18 protein-coding genes and 1 tRNA gene are annotated in these 19,108 nt (G+C 61.4%); 11 read left to right on the top strand and 8 right to left on the bottom strand.

The window, feature by feature from the left end; all coding sequences use genetic code 11:
* Positions 1-130: 130 nt before the first annotated feature.
* Positions 131-472 carry a DUF2147 domain-containing protein gene (locus C1A35_RS19490; protein ID WP_104665885.1) on the bottom strand — a complete coding sequence of 114 codons (342 nt, stop codon included), beginning with the start codon at positions 470-472 and terminating at the stop codon, positions 131-133.
* Positions 473-1,066: 594 nt separating this feature from the next.
* Here C1A35_RS19490 and C1A35_RS19485 point away from each other — a divergent pair.
* Entirely contained in the window at positions 1,067-1,333 is a 267-nt protein-coding gene (locus C1A35_RS19485) for a sel1 repeat family protein (protein WP_104665884.1), read from the top strand.
* 54 nt (positions 1,334-1,387) lie between these two features.
* Here C1A35_RS19485 and C1A35_RS19480 read toward each other — a convergent pair whose 3' ends face one another.
* The 3 genes from C1A35_RS19480 to C1A35_RS19470 form a co-directional block, all read right to left on the bottom strand.
* Positions 1,388-2,503 (bottom strand): pyridoxal phosphate-dependent aminotransferase, encoded by a 1,116-nt coding sequence (locus C1A35_RS19480; RefSeq protein WP_104665883.1) that lies wholly within the window; start codon positions 2,501-2,503, stop codon positions 1,388-1,390.
* Positions 2,504-2,618: 115 nt separating this feature from the next.
* Positions 2,619-2,996, bottom strand: coding sequence for a PilZ domain-containing protein (locus tag C1A35_RS19475; protein ID WP_104665882.1), 378 nt, complete (start codon positions 2,994-2,996; stop codon positions 2,619-2,621).
* A 203-nt stretch (positions 2,997-3,199) separates the two neighbouring features.
* Positions 3,200-3,556 (bottom strand): hypothetical protein, encoded by a 357-nt coding sequence (locus C1A35_RS19470; protein ID WP_077961844.1) that lies wholly within the window; start codon positions 3,554-3,556, stop codon positions 3,200-3,202.
* A gap of 299 nt (positions 3,557-3,855) precedes the next feature.
* Between C1A35_RS19470 and C1A35_RS19465 the strand changes: the two genes are divergently transcribed.
* From C1A35_RS19465 to C1A35_RS19455, 3 genes are all read left to right on the top strand, one after another.
* Positions 3,856-6,075: a caspase family protein gene (locus C1A35_RS19465; protein ID WP_158665097.1), complete on the top strand. Its 2,220-nt coding sequence runs from the start codon at positions 3,856-3,858 to the stop codon at positions 6,073-6,075.
* Positions 6,076-6,262: 187 nt separating this feature from the next.
* Positions 6,263-6,352: transfer RNA gene (locus tag C1A35_RS19460), tRNA-Ser, on the top strand.
* A 659-nt stretch (positions 6,353-7,011) separates the two neighbouring features.
* Positions 7,012-8,040: a porin gene (locus C1A35_RS19455; RefSeq protein WP_104665880.1), complete on the top strand. Its 1,029-nt coding sequence runs from the start codon at positions 7,012-7,014 to the stop codon at positions 8,038-8,040.
* Between the two features lie 176 nt (positions 8,041-8,216).
* Here C1A35_RS19455 and C1A35_RS19450 read toward each other — a convergent pair whose 3' ends face one another.
* From C1A35_RS19450 to C1A35_RS19440, 3 genes are all read right to left on the bottom strand, one after another.
* Complete coding sequence (locus C1A35_RS19450) at positions 8,217-9,104, bottom strand: alpha/beta fold hydrolase (protein ID WP_104665879.1); 888 nt, start codon at positions 9,102-9,104, stop codon at positions 8,217-8,219.
* Positions 9,105-9,270: 166 nt separating this feature from the next.
* Positions 9,271-9,795: a BA14K family protein gene (locus C1A35_RS19445; RefSeq protein WP_104665920.1), complete on the bottom strand. Its 525-nt coding sequence runs from the start codon at positions 9,793-9,795 to the stop codon at positions 9,271-9,273.
* 107 nt (positions 9,796-9,902) lie between these two features.
* Positions 9,903-11,969 carry a lytic transglycosylase domain-containing protein gene (locus C1A35_RS19440; protein WP_199772975.1) on the bottom strand — a complete coding sequence of 689 codons (2,067 nt, stop codon included), beginning with the start codon at positions 11,967-11,969 and terminating at the stop codon, positions 9,903-9,905.
* Positions 11,970-12,252: 283 nt separating this feature from the next.
* Here C1A35_RS19440 and dapA point away from each other — a divergent pair, with 283 nt between their 5' ends.
* Positions 12,253-13,137: a 4-hydroxy-tetrahydrodipicolinate synthase gene (gene dapA, locus C1A35_RS19435; RefSeq protein WP_104665877.1), complete on the top strand. Its 885-nt coding sequence runs from the start codon at positions 12,253-12,255 to the stop codon at positions 13,135-13,137.
* Positions 13,137-13,616: an SsrA-binding protein SmpB gene (smpB, locus tag C1A35_RS19430; RefSeq protein ID WP_043616668.1), complete on the top strand. Its 480-nt coding sequence runs from the start codon at positions 13,137-13,139 to the stop codon at positions 13,614-13,616. The genes dapA and smpB overlap by 1 nt, the downstream gene beginning before the upstream one ends.
* A 180-nt stretch (positions 13,617-13,796) precedes the next feature.
* Here the strand turns inward: smpB and C1A35_RS19425 are convergent, their stop codons facing one another.
* Positions 13,797-14,378, bottom strand: a complete 582-nt coding sequence (locus tag C1A35_RS19425; protein ID WP_077961837.1) for a LabA-like NYN domain-containing protein — start codon at positions 14,376-14,378, stop codon at positions 13,797-13,799.
* Positions 14,379-14,841: 463 nt separating this feature from the next.
* Between C1A35_RS19425 and rpoZ the strand changes: the two genes are divergently transcribed.
* The 5 genes from rpoZ to acpS all read left to right on the top strand — a co-directional run bounded on the left by rpoZ (position 14,842) and on the right by acpS (position 19,106).
* On the top strand, positions 14,842-15,249 hold the full coding sequence (rpoZ, locus tag C1A35_RS19420) for a DNA-directed RNA polymerase subunit omega (protein WP_034804144.1): 408 nt from the start codon (positions 14,842-14,844) through the stop codon (positions 15,247-15,249).
* Between the two features lie 102 nt (positions 15,250-15,351).
* On the top strand, positions 15,352-17,586 hold the full coding sequence (locus C1A35_RS19415) for a RelA/SpoT family protein (protein WP_104665876.1): 2,235 nt from the start codon (positions 15,352-15,354) through the stop codon (positions 17,584-17,586).
* Positions 17,587-17,797: 211 nt separating this feature from the next.
* Positions 17,798-17,947 (top strand): DUF3563 family protein, encoded by a 150-nt coding sequence (locus tag C1A35_RS19410; protein ID WP_065377015.1) that lies wholly within the window; start codon positions 17,798-17,800, stop codon positions 17,945-17,947.
* A 188-nt stretch (positions 17,948-18,135) separates the two neighbouring features.
* Complete coding sequence (locus tag C1A35_RS19405) at positions 18,136-18,690, top strand: DUF2062 domain-containing protein (protein WP_104665875.1); 555 nt, start codon at positions 18,136-18,138, stop codon at positions 18,688-18,690.
* Positions 18,687-19,106, top strand: coding sequence for a holo-ACP synthase (gene acpS / locus C1A35_RS19400; RefSeq protein ID WP_104665874.1), 420 nt, complete (start codon positions 18,687-18,689; stop codon positions 19,104-19,106). The genes C1A35_RS19405 and acpS overlap by 4 nt, the downstream gene beginning before the upstream one ends.
* Positions 19,107-19,108: the final 2 nt, after the last annotated feature.

The following is a 19,108-nucleotide window of genomic DNA, read 5'->3' as shown; positions in this document are numbered from 1 at the left end:
CGGTTGAGCAGCGCCCAAGATGCACGGCGGTCGTGAAACGCTCTGATTGCCGGCGCAGGATTGGCTCCCATGCAAAAAGGGCGGCCATTGGCCGCCCTCAACTCTCCCCTTGTCTGCGATGCTCGCCCTTCTAGAGGCGCGTCCAGGTCTGCGATTTGCACAGCACCTTCAGCACGCAGCCCTTCATCTTGAGCGAGTTGCCGTTGACGGCTCCAGAGCCGCTGTAGGTCTTGTCGGTATCCGGATCGGTGATTTCGCCGGAGTAGGAGCCGCCTGTGCCGGCGAGATTGCCGATGCGCTTGCCGGCGTGCTTGCCGGTCTTGAGCGTCACACAGAAAGCGCCGCCGCAAGGAACGATCTCTGCGGTCGCGCCGCTCGCCGTCTTCCAGTTGCCGACGATCGGTTCCGCCGCCGCCGCCGTTCCGGCAACGCCGAGAGCCAGCGTCGCGGTGATGAGCAATGTACGTAGCATTATTATCCTCCAGATCGAGGCTGCCGGCGTGGTCCGCTCCGCCGGCAGCTTTAGATGTCCTCGTATGAAAAGGCAGTCTCCTCACCGCCGCGGGCACGATAGCTTACGCGCACGTAAAGGTAAACAAGCCGAATCGCGGCTTTCGCTGCTTTTCCTGGCCGGTTTTGAGCGCTTTTTGCGCAAGGAATTGCGCGGACCTTGCTGGTACCGATCTTTTTCGTGGTTAGCGTTTGGTTGAAATCGCGGGTTGAATTTTTCGTAAATTTTGAGGCGAATGCGCCGGATTTCCGGCCTTCTGATGTTTAACAAAAACTCAAGTTTACCAAGCGTTTGAACTTTGTTTGTCGCAAATTAAGCATGCATTTTAAGCGCCCATTGAAGCGCCTGCTGCATAATGAAGCCATAAGACGAGCGGAACGAAACGCTCCGACAAACCACCGAGGACGACACCGCAAAAGACGGCGCGCTTCGGAAAGGCCCGCAAAGAGGCAAGGTCGAACAGGGACCAAAAACAAGTGCTGATCTGGAGCATGGTCCGCCCCAAACGGGCGGGCCGCTTCGGAAAAACCAACCAGGCAAGACAGGGACACGACAATGGCACGCTTTGATATGCAGATTGCTTCGGATGCCGCGATGGGTGGTGACAACCAGGCGGAAATCTTTTGCGACATGGGTCTGGCCTACGCGACCGGCCACGGACGCCCGGTCGATCTGGTCGCCGCCCACAAGTGGCTGAACATTGCGGCGATCAAGGGCTGCGACCGCGCCGTCGATCTGCGCGCCGACCTGGCGATGACGATGAGCAAGTCGGACCTCGCAGCGGCCCTGCGCGCCGCTCGCGAATGGATGACCGTTCACTGATCGGACGGGCGGCGCCCGAAGGCGCCGCGGAACGGCCGGAACTTGAAATCCGCCTCAGGCGAGTTTCTTCAGAACCGCGGGCAGGGCTGCCGCGAGCAGCGCCATCTCCGCTTCCGGTCCGGTGCTGATGCGGATGCAGCGATTAAGCGGTGCTACCCCCGGCATGCGGATGAAGATGCCGTGGTCGCTCATCAAGGTATCGACGATCGCGCGGGCGTAAACCGCGTCCCGGCCGCAGTCGACCGCCACGAAATTGGTGGCCGAGCCGAGCGGCGCAAGGCCACTCTCCACGGCGATGGCCGTAATGCGCTGCCGGGATGCAGCAATCTTTTCCGTCACTTCCTTCAGATAGCCCTGGTCCGCAAGTGCTGCGATTGCTGCGGCAACCCCGATTCGGTTCATGCCGAAATGGTTGCGGATCTTGTCGAAGGCCTGAGCCGTGCCCGGCGTGGAGATCACATACCCGACCCGCGAACCGGCAAGCCCGTAGGCCTTCGAAAACGTGCGCGTGCGCACGACGTTTGGCATGTCGATCAAAGCGTCGATCGGCGGCAGCGCGTTCACCGGCGCCGTTTCGCAATAGGCTTCGTCCAGAATGAAAAGCGTCGTCTCGGGCAGGGCTCTCGCAAATTCGGCGATGCGATCGGCGGGCCACCAGCTTCCCATCGGATTGTCGGGATTGGCGAAATAGACGAGCGGCGCGTTTTCGCGCTTTACCGCCGCCAGCAAGCCGTCGAGATCTTCCCGGTCGCCGGCGTAGGGCACCGTGACCAGCCGACCGCCATGGCCGACGACGTGATAGTTGAAGGTGGGGTAGGCCCCAAGCGAGGTGACGACCGGCATGCCCGGCTCGATGACCATGCGGACGATCTGGCCGAGCAGCCCGTCGATGCCTTCGCCGATCGCGAGATTGGCTGGCGTGGTGCCGAGAGTGGCAGCAAGCGCCTGCTTCAGGTCGTGGTTCTCGGGGTCGGCATATTTCCAGGTTCCACCGGCCGCTTCCCTGATCGCCGCAAGCACGCTTTCGGCCGGACCGAAGCCGCTTTCATTGGCGCCGATGCGCGCTGCGATCGCGCGGCCGCGCTGGCGTTCGATCGCCTCCGGCCCGACGAAGGGAATGGTGGATGGAAGGGATTGGATGAGCGGCGTGAAGCGAGAGAATGCGGACATGCTGAAGATAGGGCCCCGTTCGAATGACGTAGCGAGGAACTTATCGCATGCTTCGGCAATTCGGAATCGTTACCGCAAGAAAAGCTGCTGAATTCCGTCGCGGTGCGTTGCCCGCCTATCGCCGCGGCTTTGCGTTCTTGACCTGCCCGGTGAAGAACTCTTGCCGGATGATCTCCCTGAGCAGGGTCTGTTCGATCGGCTTGATGAACTGGACGCCGATGCGCTCGCCGTTGCGATAGACCTCGGCGCAGCCGATCCGAAGCGATGTGCCGACGATATGCAGATAATAATGTTGCGGCAGGCCGATATTGGTGTCGACGGCAAAGCTGGCGCCGCCGCGCGATATGTCGATCATGCGGCAGGACCGCACCGAGACATTGCCGAGACCCGGCTGCACGGCCGTCAGCGTGCCCGCGTGCCCGATGGAGAAACGCTCGTAGCGCCGCTCGTAAAAAGGCGAGGGGACGCAGGAATACATGGTCTGGTTCTGCATGCGTCTTTCTCCGCCAGTGCCGGGTCGGACGGAGCGATCAGCCTCTGACCGCATTCCTGGACCCCGGACAATTCATTTGTCCCACATCATATCGGTGGGCGATTTCCACCGATGCTAGAATCAGTTTTGCAGAAGAAACTTGCAATCCCCTGAAATCGATCACTAAAAATCTAATGTCGGGGCTTGCTTGATTTGAGGAGAGATCAAAGTCCGCCGCTGGAAAACTGCATGCGGATCAGGCGTCTCAGGAAATCCGGCGAGAGCAGCATGTTGAAACGCACGCCTAGTTCCGTGCCTTCGCGGTAGACCTCGGAGCTGCCGATTTCCTCTTTGAAGCCCTCGATCTCGAGAAAGAAGTGTTTCGGCAGCGGGATCGTCGCATTGAAGTCGAGCATCGCGCCGGCAATCGAGATATGGCGCAACAGGCACCGATACTTTGTCTTTGCCTTCAGGTGCTGGCCAATGACGAGGATCCGACACGGCCGCTCGATGAAATAATGCTGATGGGTCGTGGCGAGCTGGCCGGGCTTTCCCTCGGCGACATGCATCTTCATCGACATGGCAAGCTCCGTATCAGCGCAGCCCTCGGCGGATCTGTGGTGTTCTTGGCGGACTCGTTTCCGCTTGGCGACAGTGATTGAGCTAAGCACGCCGACTTGCTTCGAGCTTGTGGCCCCGGCAGGCGCCTTCGCCAAATTATGGCATCCGCGCACATTGAAAGCCCCAACCTCATACGTAATACTTTCGTCAGGCATGACCGGGGCGTCCTGTGGGCGGCTCCGAAGGCAATCGGGCGAGGCATCGTCCGTCGTTCGAGCCGGGCAAGGCGGAAACGATGGTCGGCGCCGGAGGGAAGGGCATGGCCTTGGGGCTTTTGCGGCGGTGGCTGCCGCTTTCTATCATCTGTGTGGCGCTGCTGGCGTCGATGCCATCAGGGGCATGGGCTGCCAAGCGCGTCGCGCTCCTGATCGGCAACGAGAAATATGAGGCGACCTCGCCGCTCAACAATCCCGCCAACGACGTGGAGCTGATGAAGGCCTCCTTCGAGGACGCGGGCTTCGATTCGGTCACGACAGTGCACGACGTCGGTCGCCAGGACATGGTCAAGGCGCTGCGCGACTTCGAGGATCTGGCGAGCGGTGCCGAAGTCGCAATCGTCTATTACTCCGGTCATGGCATGGAGATGAACGGCGAGAACTTCCTGCTTCCCGTCGATGTGCAGTTGAAGACGGACAAGGACGTCGAGGACGAGGCGATCGGCCTCGACCGCGTTCAACGGTCGCTGGAGGGCGCGACCCGGCTCAAGCTCGTCATCCTCGACGCCTGTCGCAACAATCCCTTCGAGCAGAGCATGACGCGCTCGATCTCGACCCGGGCGGTCTCCCGCGGACTGGCGCGCGTCGAGCCGGAATCGGCCGATCTGCTCGTTGCCTTTGCTTCGAAGGCCGGCACGGTCGCGCTCGACGGGGAGGGCAGGAACAGCCCCTTCGCGACAGCCCTCGCCAAGTATCTGACGGAACCGGGTGTCGATGTCCGCATCGCGCTTGGCAAGGTTCGCGACGAGGTGGTGTCGGTGACCAATCGCGGCCAGGAGCCGTTCGTCTACGGTTCGCTCGGCGGCGCCCAGATCTTCCTCAATATCAAAGAGGTGAACATCAACGTCACCACCAATGGCGGACAGCTTTCGCCCAACAGCCAGTCGGAGGCGGCTGCCGACTGGCAGAACATCCGCGACCTCGCCGACAAGGACCTTTTGACCGCCTTCCTGGCCAAGCACGGCTCGGACCCGGTCTACAGGATGCTTGCGGAAAAGAAGCTGAAGCTTCTGACCGAAACCGAGCAGACATCGAACGTGACGCCGGACGAGATTGCGTGGGAAGCCTTGAAGCAGTCGACCGACGCGGCGGCGCTGACGCGCTTCATCGAGCGCTATCCCGACAGCAAGCACAAGGCCGAAGCCGAAAAGCAGATTGCAGCCCTCGAGCCGCAGAAAGGCCTCAACGTTTCGCCGACCGGCAAGGACACCCAGGCTTCGCGCGATTGCTATCTGCTCGCCGGCGAGCCGCAGTCGATGCCCGGCTTCCTCGGGGTGAACTTCCTGAAGCTCGATGCCGAGAGGGCGTTGACCGCCTGTGCCCAGGCGGTCAACGAAAATCCCGACGATATGATGCTCGTCAACATGTTGGGCCGCGCACAGGACGCCGGACGCAACTATGTCGAGGCGCGGCGCAACTACCAGAAGGCGGCCGATGGCGGCAATATGTATGCGCTGACCAATCTCGCCTGGTTTTCGGTCTACGGGACCGATGGGCCGGTGGATGTAGATCAGGGCAAGCGCATGTTTGACCAGGCGGCTCGCGCTGGCAATGCCTATGGGCAGGCGTCACTGGGCTGGCTCTATCGCGAAGGCTATGGCGACATTGCGCAGGACTATGCCGAGGCCGCCCGGTGGTATGAGCTGGCCGCCAATCAGGGTTATGCCAACGCCATGGCGACGATGGGCTGGTTCTACCGGGAAGGGCTTGGCCTGCCGAAGGACCTCGGGCAATCGCTCGCCTGGTACAAGAAGGCAGCCGAAAGCGGCGACGCCAATGCGATGTCGTCGCTCGGCTGGGCCTATCAAAATGGGCTGGGAACCGAGCAGAGCTATCCGGAAGCCAAGGCTTGGTACGAGAAGGCGGCCAATATGGGCGATTCCTACTCCATGGCGCTGCTTGGCTGGTTCTACGATATCGGCAACGGCGTCGCTCAGGATTACGTGCAGGCCCGCACCTGGTACGAGATGGCCGCCAACGCCGGCAGCGCCTATGCGATGGGCAACTTGAGTCGCCTCTATGATTACGGCCTCGGCACCAAAGCCGACGCGAAGGAAGCAGTCCGCTGGGCGGCCGCCAGCATCGAGGGCGGCGATCCGGCCAAGCTCGACGAGGTGAAGAACCAGCCGAACAACTTCACACCGGCATTTCGCAAGGAAATGCAGAACCTCTTGAAAGATCGCGGGTATTATGGCGGTCCGGTCGACGGTGAGTTCGGCGCGGCGACCCAGCAGGCAATCGAGCGCCTCGCGCGCAAATCCTAGGCGCAAGCGGCTGCGCCGAAGGGGATTGGCGCCGCCGCGCTCCGCGGTTCTTGCTCAAAGAGATCGGCGCGACCTGACGCTGCGCGGCCGGCGCTACCGATCGGCCCACACGAAAATGCGAGGAATTCCCGTAATCCGACAAAAAAATCTTGCATTGGTCGCTGAGTGACACTAGTCAGGCGCTAACGGAGAGGTGGCCGAGTGGTCGAAGGCGCTCCCCTGCTAAGGGAGTATACCGGAAACGGTATCGAGGGTTCGAATCCCTTCTTCTCCGCCAGTATCCTCAAAGCCCCGCTTGTCTCATGTCCCACCTCACCGGTCGGTCTCCGCGGGCTCTCTGCAGAATTTCCATTTGTCGTGGTTCGTTGGTCGTGGCGGCAATCGTCGTCTTGGTCACCTGCGCATCCTTGATGCTTCGCAGTGGCCAATCTTGCGCCGCTCAGAATCACCCGTGCGGTCTGGTTCGCGAATCTCTTTGCCGATTCTGACGATTCTTCAGGTCTCGATGATTTCTTCACGAAGCGCATTTGGGGAGAGATTGCTGTTTTAGGCATTCGATGGACCTTCTGAATCGAAGTCCGCGCCCGGCTTTTCCCCTGTTTTGGGCGGCTTTCTGCCTCTTTCTGAAACAGGCTACCCCTGTCTTCCTTATGCTAACCCCCCGTCAGTAAAGGGTTTTCTTAATGGTTTGTTAATTTTCTCCGGGGGTCTGCGGCGATTTTGTGTCGTTTCAGCAACAGGCCTCGGCGAAGGGCGATGCAAAGGACGTGATCTCGCCAGTTGGACGTTGCGCCGGTGATCCGGTCTTGTATTTTCAACTCCGGAAGCAAGGGCGGTTGATCGTCCGACTTCTTGAACGTTAGGGGATGGGGCAGGGAAAGCTGTCCTTCAGCAAAATACCCAGACCCGTTTGAAACTTTTGACTGGAGGTCAGAAATGAACATCAAGAGCCTTCTTCTCGGCTCCGCTGCTGCTCTCGCAGCAGTTTCCGGCGCACAGGCAGCCGACGCAATCGTCGCAGCCGAGCCGGAGCCCATGGAATACGTTCGCGTTTGCGACGCTTTCGGCACTGGCTACTTCTACATCCCGGGCACCGAAACCTGCCTCAAGATCGGTGGCTTCATCCGCTTCCAGGTAGACTACGGTGATCACGCTGTTAACAAGCGTCAGGGTTGGGGCGCAGCAGGCGACTCCGATTGGGATGCCTTCTCGCGCGCATACATCTCGTTCGACGCCAAGAGCGACACCGAGTACGGCACGCTCACCGGCTTCTTCGCCGCTGAGTTCAACGCCGACAACGACTCCGACGTTGGCGACAGCCTGATCGACGTTGATGAAGCCTACATCCAGCTCGGTGGCCTCAAGGCCGGTTTCTTCTACAACTGGTGGGATAAGGGCCTGAACGGCGAAACCGACTCGCTCGGCAACGTCACCGAATTCAACTCGATCGCCTACCTCTATGACGGCGGTTCGTTCCAGGCCGGTCTCTCGATCGACGAACTCGAAGGTGCTACGACTCACCCGAACGGCGTAGGCGTTTCCGGTATCGTTTCGGCTTCGCTCGGCGGCGTTTCCTTCGACCTGCTCGGCGGTTACGACTCGGAACTCGAAGAAGGCGCAATCCGCGCTCTGCTCTCGGCTGACCTCGGCCCGGGCGTCTTCCAGCTCGCTGGTATCTGGGCTTCGGACCCGAACGCTTACTGGGAAAAGTCTGAGTGGACCGTTGCTGCGTCGTACCGCTTCAACGCCACCGACAAGCTCGCCATCACCCCCGGCGTTCAGTACTTCGACGGCCTGAGCCATGGCACGTTCGACTTCACCAACGACGACGCATGGCGCGCTGGCGTAACCCTCGACTACAAGATCACCGAAGGTCTCGCGACCCGCGTGTCGGTTCAGTACGAAGATGCTGACGGTGCTGAAGACCAGGTATTTGGCTTCGTCCGCCTGCAGCGCGACTTCTAAGATCGTCTGACTTCGGTCAGAGGAGAGAGACCCGGCTTTCGAGCCGGGTTTTTTCGTTTTGGTGTTTCGTCTTCGATGGCAGACCGTGCCGCTCGTGCCACCGACCCTAGACGCGGGTGCACTTCGGCCGTACTCGGGAAACGACGGCAAGTTGGGGGCCGCGGACCGCCGGGCCGTCAGCGTGCGCGCGCGACGCCGTCGATAAACGCGGCAACGGCTTCGCGCGGACCGTCGAGGTGAAGCAGCGGCGCGTGCCCCTGACCAGGTGCGGTGAAGTCGGTCATTCCAGGATGTCGCCGGTGCATTTCGCGCACCGTGGCGCCCGAAAGAAGCCGTGAGTGTTCGCCTCTGACGACCAGGAGGGGGACCTGGCTCAGGGCGTCGAACGATTTCCAGAGATCGGGCAAGGGTGTTTCGGGCGTCAGGCCGCGCAGTGGCAGCGCGATTGCCGGATCGAAATCGGCGACCGGGACGCCATCCTCGTCGCGATAAATAGCCTTCGCCATGTCGGACCAATCTGCGTCGCTTAACGCTGGAAAGTCCGCGCCGTGTAACGTTCTCAGGTAGGCGGCGACGGTCGCCCAGCTGGTCGGAGCGTCCTTGGAGTTGAGATAGTCCCGGATCGCAAGCAATCCCTCGATTTCGATCACGGGACCGATGTCGTTGAGGGTCGCTGCTGCAATCAATGATGGGGCGCTGCCGATGAGATGATGGAGGATCAGGCCGCCGCGGGATGTGCCGATGAAGATTGCCTTTTCGACCGCAAAGTGAGCGCAGGCCGTCATGACGTCGGCCATTTCGACGGGGACCGTATAGCGGCTCTTGTCCGCGTCGCGCTGCGCGTTGCCGCGGCCGCGGTAATCCAGCGAGATGACAGGAATTTCCCGCGAGATCGAAAGAAAGCTTGCGAGCTGGTGAAAGTCCCGGCTGTTGCGGGTGAGCCCGGGTAGACAGATGATCGGTGTTGCCGCGGATGCCGAGGGGGCAGGGCCGTAGCTTCGCGCGTACAGCGTCAAGCCGTCGGAACTGTGGAAGTGGTGTTCGCGGAATACGCACTGGCTCATGTTGCTCCCCCCCTTCAGGCGGTTGAAATCCTAACCGTTTGAAGGCGAAGGGCAAGCAATGCGAGCCGAGGTGGACGTCTTCAGTCCGTCAAGAACATGCGACGGCGGATCGGCCATTTGTCCTGGCTTATCCGCCGCTGTCGGCACCGATCGGTGTGATCGTCCCTCAATAGGGCGAGTTGCACTGGCGTCGCGGGCCGCCATAGGGCTGGTAACTGTTGTCCCAGGCCCTGTAGGACCGATAGCGTGCGTAGCACCAGCGCTGATGTGCGGTACCGCTGACCGCTCGTGGCCCGTTATAGTATCTCGGGCCGTTGTAATAACGGGGTTGGCTCAGCAGGCCGCCGATGATCGCGCCCGCGGCCAATCCGCCGATGACCGCCCCGACGTCGTTGTCGTCATGGTCATAGTGGCGGCGATATCGATCTCTGTAGTATCCGTCACGATAGTAGCCGCCGCGGTAGTTCCTATCCCGATCGCGGTAGTCGCCATATCGCCCGCGAAGTTCGCAATAGGGAACGGCGCAGCTGGAACGGTTCTTGCGTTCTTCCCCGCGCTCATAGTTGAACTGAACCTGTTGCACATTGCTCGGGGCGGAGACGACTGACGGAACGTTCGGGAGCGCGCTGGCGGGCGGCACGCTGGTCAATGCGGTCACCAGCGAAAGGGCAGCGATTGTCAAGGTCCTCATGATGCTCACCATTTCCTTCGGAAATCCGGGCTTTAACGAGGAAATGGTTGAAGCCGCGGTTTGTGCCGCCAATACCGATCACAATTATTTGATCGGTGCGCCGGTTACTATTGCCGCCCCATCCTCAGATCTTCGACGATATCGGCTTTTTGCCCGAGCCGCGACTTGTAGACCTGATAATTCTCCATCACCCGCTGGACATAGTTGCGTGTTTCCTGAAACGGAATGCGCTCGATCCAGTCGACGACCTCGTCGATCGGCTTGCCCCGCGGATCGCCGTAGCGGTCAAGCCATTCCGGAACGCGGCGGGGACCGGCGTTGTAGGCGATGAAGGTGAGGATGTAGGAACCGCCGAAGCTGCTGATCTGCTCGCCGAGGTAGTGAGCGCCGAGCGTGGCGTTGTAGCCGGCGTCGCTCGTCAGCCGGTCCTGCGAATAAGCAAGCCCGTATCGGCTGGCAACACCCTTGGCTGTCCCCGGCATGAGTTGCAGCAGGCCGCGCGCGTTGGCGGTGGAGATGGCGCCCGGGTTGAAGGCGCTCTCCTGGCGCGCGATCGCATAGGCGAGTGCCTTGCCGGAGCCGTCGATATTGGCGCTCGACGGGATTACGCCGACGGGAAAGGCGAGTGCCGCGACATCGATCCCGCGCCCGAAGGCGATCTTGCCGACCTGGAGCGAAAGCTGGTGATTGCCGGTTTTTTCCGCGCGTGCCGAAAGCAATGCCAGTTCGCCCGGACTTGTCAGTTCGTCGGCAAGCGCCCGATAGATGCTGTCGGCGCGCCAGGCGTGGCCTGTGCCTTCTAGCCGTGCGATCGCGCGCACCGCCTCGCGGTTGTCGAACCGTGATCGATCCTCCACCGTCGGGGCGGGATAGGCGACGTTCAGCGTCTTGCGACCGAGCCGGGCAGCCGCAAGTTGCCCATAGAACGTTCCGGGATAGCGGGCCGCATTGGCGAAATATTCGCCGGCGTCACCCGGTCCGCCCGCTTCGGCGGACCGCCCGAGCCAGTACCACGCGCGCGAAGCGGAGAGGGGACGGCTCGAAACGTCCAGAATGCGGCGGAAATGACGCGCCGCCGTTGCCGGATCCTCCATCCCGCGCAACGCGTACCACCCCGCATGAAACTCGGCGTCGATGATGTCGGTCGGCTCCGTCGCGAGATGGCTGGCGGCGATCCGGTAGGCGCTTCGAAAGTCGCCGCCGTCGAGCAGGCCCCGGCTGACGACACGTTGTTCGACCCACCATTCGCCGGGGTTGACCAGGCTGCTCTTGTCCTTGGGCATGCGGGCAAGGAGCTTGGCCGCTTCCTCATATTTCTTCTGTTTGCGCAGGTATTCGATCTGAATGAAGAGATAGGCGGGGTCCTTGCGCCAGGTCGGATCGACCGCGGCGATGAGCGCAGGCGCCTTGTCGTTGCCGCGGCCCACCGCCGCCCACGCGCGATAGAGCGATTGGGCCTTGCCGAGCTCTCCGAACCGTTCGGCCTGCTCGACGCGATTGCGGTAGAGAAGCATCACCATCCGGCGCTGGTGGTTTTCGGTGGCCAGGAGACTGGAAAACTCGTCGAGGATCTTGGTCTCGATGTCCTTGTCGAGTGTGTCGCGCTGCCAGATCGCGCGCAGGTTTTTCGCAGCCGTATCGGCCTTTCCGCTGGCCACGAGCGCGCGGGCAAGAACGAGTGCGCCTTCGGTCGTCTCAGGCTGGGTGTTGCCAAAGGCTGCAAGCACATCCGCCGCCGCCGGGTCTTCTCGATAAAGCGCCCGTTCGGAGTTGGCGCGCAGAGATTTCAGCCCGGGCCACCCCTGCAATTCGCGTTGGGCGTCGGCGATTTCGAAGGACGGAACGCCTCGCTGGCCGGAAACGGCGATCGCCCAGGTCAATATATGCCGGTCGAGCGCGCCTGCGTCCATGGCATCGCGCACGGCGATCGCCACGGCGGGCTGCTTGTTGGAGAGTGCGTCGAGCCCCGTCTTGAGCGCGCTGCTGACTGGCGAAGCGGTTGCCGCGATGGCGTTCGTGGTTTCGCTTTCGGCAACGGGTGCCGCCCTGTTCGAAAATTCGGGCTTGCGCGATGGAACCGGGACGCGGTCGAGCGCTTCTGCGTTGCCTGCCGGCGCGGCCAGAAGCACCGCGCCGATGATGGCGGCAACAGGCAGATAGATTGTGCCGCGCATCAAGAGCCCCGTGTTCCCCGTGTCATCCGCCGCAGATTGCCCGAGGACAAGCCGAGCGGCCAGTATCGATGATAAAAATTGCGCCAATCCCGTTCCCGCCCCGGTTGGGCGGTTGCGATTATGCGGGCGAAACATCAAGCTTTTGCATGAAAACCGGCGTGAAATGCCGTGTTACAACGCTTGCCGCAGCCACGTCACATGATTATGGTGCGGCAGTTTTTTAACCGTCGATTACGGCCAAAGCATGAGTGCAGGCTCGCTTTTACGCCGTCAGGAGTTGTGCATGTTCAAGGGTTCCATTCCCGCTCTCGTAACACCGTTCACCGCGGCCGGCGCGGTGGATGCGGATGGTTTCGTCGCGCATGTGGAATGGCAGATAAAAGAAGGCAGCCATGGTCTGGTGCCCGTCGGCACCACCGGCGAGTCTCCGACCCTATCGCATGACGAGCACAAGAAGGTGGTGGAGCTCTGCATCGAAGCGGCCGCCAAGCGCGTGCCTGTTATCGCGGGCGCCGGCTCCAACAATACGACGGAAGCGGTCGAGCTTGCCCAGCACGCCGAAAAGGCCGGCGCTGACGCCATCCTGGTGGTCACGCCCTACTACAACAAGCCGACGCAGAAGGGCCTGTTCGCGCACTATGCCGCGATCGCCGAAAGCGTGAAGCTGCCGATCGTTATCTACAACATCCCCGGCCGCTCGGTCGTGGATATGAGTGTCGAGACCATGGCAGCCCTCAGCAAGGCCTATGCCAACATCATCGGCGTCAAGGACGCGACCGGCAAGATCGAGCGCGTATCCGAGCAGCGCATGGCCTGTGGGCCGGAATTTGTCCAGCTTTCCGGCGAAGACGCGACCGCGCTCGGCTTCAACGCCCATGGCGGCGTCGGCTGTATTTCGGTGACTGCAAACGTCGCGCCGCGCCTTTGCGCCGAATTCCAGGAGGCAACGCTTGCCGGCGATTACGCCAAGGCGCTCGCCTATCAGGACAAGCTGATGCCGCTGCACAAGGCGATCTTCATGGAGCCGGGCCTCTGCGGCGCGAAATATGCGTTGAACCGCCTCGGCCGCATGAGCCGCGCCGTGCGCTCGCCGCTGTTGCCGACGCTCGAACCGGCAACCGAGGCCGCAATCGATGCGGCGCTCAGACACGCAGGATTGATGAACTGATGGCACCCAAAGGAAGCCAGCGCACGGTCAACAAGGTTGTGGCGGAGAACCGAAAGGCCCGCTTCAACTACGAGATCGTCGACACCTACGAGGCCGGTCTGGTTTTGACCGGCACCGAGGTCAAGTCGTTGCGCGAAGGCAAGGCCAATATTGCCGAATCCTACGCGACGGACGAGGGCGGCGAGATCTGGCTGATCAATTCCTATCTGCCGGAATACCTGCAGGCGAACCGCTTCAACCATGAAACGCGGCGGCGGCGGAAGCTGCTTCTGTCGAAGCGCGAGGTCAACCGGCTGCAGGGCGCGGTCAACCGCGAAGGCATGTCGCTCATTCCGCTGAAGATCTACTTCAACGATCGCGGCCGCGCCAAGCTGGAACTGGCGCTCGGCAAGGGCAAGAAGCTGCACGACAAGCGCGAGACGTCGAAGGAACGCGACTGGAACCGCCAGAAGAACCGGCTTCTGAAGGACCGCGGTTAAGAGACAAGTCTTTGCGTTGCATCCGCCAAGGACGGGCCGATGCAACGCGGCGCTCGCTCACGGCGCTGAAAACCTGGCAATCTTTGAGATTTATTGAGAGAACTCAACGATCGACGTCGCTGATGCGGGACGGTCCTTGCAGCGCCATGGCGACAGAGCGGATGCGCTCAGAGGAGCGTTTCAGATCTCGACCGGATCCGCCACCGGTTCGCTGTTGTGCCGAGGGGTGCGCTCGGAGGGTTCGCGGCCGATTTCGGCACGAAGTGTCGCGAGGTCGATAAAGTGGTCGGCCTGGCGGCGCAGGTCGTCGGCAATCATCGGCGGCTGCGTCGACATGGTCGAGACGACGGAAACCTTGCGTCCCTTGCGCTGCAGCGCTTCCACCAGCGTGGTGAAATCGCCGTCGCCGGAAAAAATGACGAGGTGATCGACGGTTTCGGATTGTTCCATGGCATCGATCGCCAATTCGATATCCATGTTGCCCTTGATCTTGCGGCGGCCGAGGGAGTCGGTGAACTCCTTGGCCGGCTTCGTCACGACCTTGTAACCGTTATAGTCTAGCCAATCGATGAGCGGGCGGATGGAAGAGTATTCCTGATCTTCGATGAGGGCCGTGTAGTAGTAGGCGCGCAGCAGATAACCGCGTTTCTGGAATGCTTTCAGGAGCTTGCGGTAGTCGATGTCGAAGCCGAGGCTTTTCGATGCCGCGTAAAGATTCGCGCCGTCGATAAAAAGTGCGATTTTTTCGCGGGGGTCGAACATCGTCTTTCCTTTTTTAATGGCGGCGCGTCAAAGACCGCCTGCCGGCGGGTGCGCAAAAGTAAGTCGATTACATTAATAATTGCTGATATGGCAAATAATGTAGCTTATGTATTGCATTATTCCAGCGGCGCGCTCGCGAATATAGCTAGTTTTAGCAGTTGCTATAGATCGTCCACACCTCTGGGTCGCCTTTTCTATCAGGAGCTTCGTCGGTCGCTCAAATATGCAACCCTAATGTGCAAAAGGCGTCTCCAGCCCATTCCCATCGCATTTTATCACGAAGTGTGACGTTACGTGAGCGTCCCTTGAAGGAAAAACTTGAACTTGCCTTGTTTTGATTGTATCCGGGCGCTTAATTCCAGAAATCGGATCCGATGAGGCGCCTCAGGCGACTGCTCCGGTTTCGTGTTGTCAATCCGTGCAGCGGCGATGCCGCCGCGCTTCGAGCCCAAAAGGACAGGCAATGGCCCGCGTCACCGTCGAAGATTGCATCGACAAGGTCGATAACCGTTTCGAACTCGTTCTGCTTGCCAGCCACCGCGCGCGCCTGATTTCCCAGGGCGCCGCCATCACCATCGACCGCGACAACGACAAGAACCCTGTCGTCGCGCTCCGCGAGATCGCAGACGAGACACTGTCTCCCGGCGACCTCAAGGAAGATCTGATCCACTCGCTGCAGAAGCATGTCGAAGTTGACGAGCCTGAGCCCGATCCGGCTTCGCTGCTTCAGACCGATGCAGAGACGACGTTTACCGAAGTCGCCGAAGACGAAGATCAGCCGGAAGCCATCACCTTCGACCGCATGTCGGAAGAAGAACTGCTTGCCGGGATCGAAGGTCTGGTACCGCCGGAAAAGAGCGACGACTACTGAGATCCGTCGCGGAACGCCCGTTCCCACGTGTTTTCAAAGCAGTGCGCCACTCGTATGATTGGCGCACTTTTTTATTGATTTCTTCCAAGGGACCGCCAGCGAATGATGCGCCAATACGAGCTCGTTGAGCGCGTGCAGAAGTACAAGCCCGACGTCAATGAGGCCTTGCTCAACAAGGCTTACGTCTATGCGATGCAGAAGCATGGCCAGCAGAAGCGGGCAAGCGGCGACCCCTACATATCCCACCCCCTGGAGGTGGCGGCGATCCTGACCGAGATGCGTCTCGACGAGTCAACCATCGCCGTCGCGCTTCTGCATGATACGATCGAGGACACGACGGCGACGCGGCAGGAGATCGACGATCTCTTCGGCGAGGATATCGGCGCACTGGTCGAGGGCCTGACGAAGATCAAGAAGCTCGATCTCGTCACCAAGAAGGCCAAGCAGGCGGAGAACCTGCGCAAGCTGCTGCTCGCCATCTCCGACGACGTGCGCGTGCTCTTGGTCAAGCTGGCCGATCGCCTGCACAATATGCGTACGCTCGACCACATGTCGGCGGAAAAGCGCGCCCGCATCTCCGAGGAGACGATGGATATCTACGCGCCGCTCGCCGGTCGCATGGGTATGCAGGACATGCGCGAGGAGCTCGAAAATCTCTCCTTCCGCCATATCAATCCCGAGGCGTTCGAGACGGTCACCCGGCGGCTGGAGGAACTGTCCGAGCGCAACGAGGGCCTGATCAAGAAGATCGAGGACGAACTCAGGGAACTGCTTCAGGCCGAGGGCCTGAAGGCGGCGCAGGTCAAGGGCCGGCAGAAGAAGCCCTATTCGGTCTTCCGCAAGATGCAGTCGAAGTCGCTGTCCTTCGAGCAATTGTCTGACGTCTGGGGCTTCCGCATCATCGTCGACGACATACCGTCATGCTACCGCGCTCTCGGCATCGTCCATACGCGCTGGCGCGTCGTTCCGGGGCGCTTCAAGGATTACATTTCGACGCCGAAGCAGAACGACTACCAGTCGATCCACACCACCATCGTCGGTCCGTCGCGCCAGCGCATCGAGCTGCAGATCCGCACCCGACGCATGAACGACATTGCCGAATACGGCATCGCGGCGCACTCGCTCTACAAGGACGGGGAGGGGAAGGAGGGCGCATCGGCGGACCAGGCGCTTTCGCCTACGTCGAACGCCTATTCCTGGCTCAGGCGCACGATCGAATCGCTTGCCGAGGGCGACAACCCCGAAGAGTTCCTGGAGCACACCAAGCTCGAACTCTTCCAGGACCAGGTGTTCTGCTTCACGCCCAAGGGCCAGCTGATCGCGTTGCCGCGCGGCGCAACGCCGATCGACTTTGCCTATGCCGTTCACACCAACATCGGCGATACCTGCGTCGGTGCCAAGATCAACGGCCGCATCATGCCGCTGGTCACCCGCCTCAACAACGGCGACGAGGTTGAGATCATCCGCTCGGGCATCCAGGTGCCGCCGCCGGCCTGGGAGGAAATCGTCGTCACCGGCAAGGCCCGCTCGGCGATCCGCCGTGCGACGCGTGCGGCCATCCGCAAGCAATATGCCGGCCTCGGCTACCGCATTCTCGAGCGCACCTTCGAGCGCGCCGGCAAGAGCTTTTCCCGCGAGGCGCTGAAACCGGCGCTGCATCGGCTCGGTCAGAAGGAAGTCGAAGACGCGATCGCGTCCGTCGGCCGTGGCGAGCTTTCCTCGCTCGACGTGCTGCGTGCTGTGTTCCCGGATCATCAGGACGAGCGGGTGACCGTGAAGCCCAGCGCCGACGACGGCTGGTTCAACATGCGCAGTGCCGCCGGCATGGTGTTCAAGCTGCCGGGCCGCGGCAAGGATGCCAACGGCGTCGCCCAGGCCGAAGGCCCGGAAGCCCTGCCGATCCGCGGTCTTTCCGGCAATGCCGAGGTGCATTTCAGCCCGGCCGGGGCCATCCCGGGCGACCGCATCGTCGGTATCATGGAGAAGGACAAGGGGATCACCATCTATCCGATCCAGTCGCCGATCCTGCAGAAGTTCGATGACGAGCCGGAGCGCTGGATCGACGTGCGCTGGGATCTGGACGAGGCCAACAGCAGCCGCTTCATCGCGCGCATCGCGATCAGCGCCCTGAACGAGCCGGGGACGCTGGCGGAAGTGGCGCAGGCGATCGCCACCAGCGACGTCAACATCCGGTCGCTGTCGATGGGCCGCGTGGCTGCCGACTTCAGCGAACTACAGTTCGACCTCGAGGTCTGGGACCTGCGCCAGCTCAACCACCTGATCACGCAGCTCAAGGAACTGCCGAGCGTGTCGATGGTCAAGCGCCTGTTCGAATAGGCAGAGCGGGCGTCGCGATCTGCGTGTGAACCGCCGAGGTCGAAGGCTCACACGCGCATCTGCCGGGCATGTGCCTGCAAAACAGGCACGAACCGCATGGCGAAGCGGCAAGCCATGTCACTTGTGCATGGCTGCCGCCATTTCCTGGCTCTGGTAGAACAGGGACCTCTAAACTATCTTCTCGGTCGGGAGGTAAACAAAGAGGTTTGCCATGTTCAATCAGTTGAAGAAGATCACCCGCGCTCTGCGCGTCCCCACCCAGGAAGAGCGCGAGCTCGCCTATCTCAATAGCTCGGTCGACCGTATCGATCTCGAATACCGTCAGCGCCAGATCGATCGCGGCCTGTTCCGCAACTACTAAGCCCGTCGCGTCCCGTCTTCTGGCGGGATGGTGAGCCATGCGTTGCACAGATGGCACGTCTGCGACCTGTGCGCGGCGCTTGGGCGGGTTGCAAGCAACAGGCAGGACGCCTATCTTGCGGCCAGCAAACAGGCGGACGCGCGGTCTTGTGCCGGCTGATGGCTTCAAGACGCGGTCATGACGGCATAATGTTATTCAGGCGCAGAAAACCGGTTACGATTTCCGAAAGGCTGCGGTCTATCATCTGGCCGCGCAAGGGCTTTGCGCGCGGCCTGCGCTACGTGACGCTGCGCGTGCTGCGCCTGTCCTCGACCCCGCATTCGATTGCCGTCGGCGTGGCGGCGGGTGCCGCATCCTCCTTCACACCGTTCTTCGGCCTGCACATCGTCATCGCCGTGGCGCTGGCCTTCGTTCTTTCGGGCAATCTGGTCGCAGCGGCGATCACGACCGCGCTCGCCAATCCCGTGACGATTCCGATGATCCTGACGGCGTCCTACGAACTCGGGACGGCAATCCTGGGCGTGGAGAGCGCGCATGCCGCAAGCCCGGCCGACGTCATGCGCATGGTCGAGCACCTCGATCTTTCGGCCCTCTGGGGCCCGGTGTTCAAGCCGATGCTGGTCGGGTCACTGCCGCTGGCGGCAGCCGGCGCCCTCGTTTCCTACATCGCGGCCTACCAGGCAGCCCGGCTCTTCCAGAAGCGCCGCCGGGCACGCACCAAGGAGCTCGGATCCCCTTCATGATCATAGGCATTGGCAGCGATCTGATCGACATCAGGCGGATCGAAAACTCGCTTTCCCGCTTCGGCGAGCGCTTCGTTCAGCGCTGTTTCACCGAGATCGAGATTGCAAAGTCCGAAGGGCGGAAGAACCGCGCGGCATCCTACGCCAAGCGCTTTGCCGCCAAGGAAGCCTGTTCGAAGGCGCTCGGCACGGGGCTTGCGCAGGGCGTCTTCTGGAAGGACATGGGTGTCATCAATTTGCCCGGCGGCAAGCCGACAATGAACCTGACCGGCGGTGCGGCAGCACGTCTGGCGCAGATGCTGCCGCCGCATCATCGCGCCGCCATTCACCTGACGATTACCGATGATTTTCCCCTGGCCCAGGCCTTCGTGATTATCGAGGCGCTGCCCGTTGCCCCGATTGAGGGAACGGTTTAGAG

Origin of the sequence: Ensifer adhaerens, assembly GCF_002940685.1 — a bacterium.
Classification (GTDB): domain Bacteria; phylum Pseudomonadota; class Alphaproteobacteria; order Rhizobiales; family Rhizobiaceae; genus Ensifer; species Ensifer adhaerens_E.
This window is presented reverse-complemented; position numbering and strand designations above follow the sequence as displayed.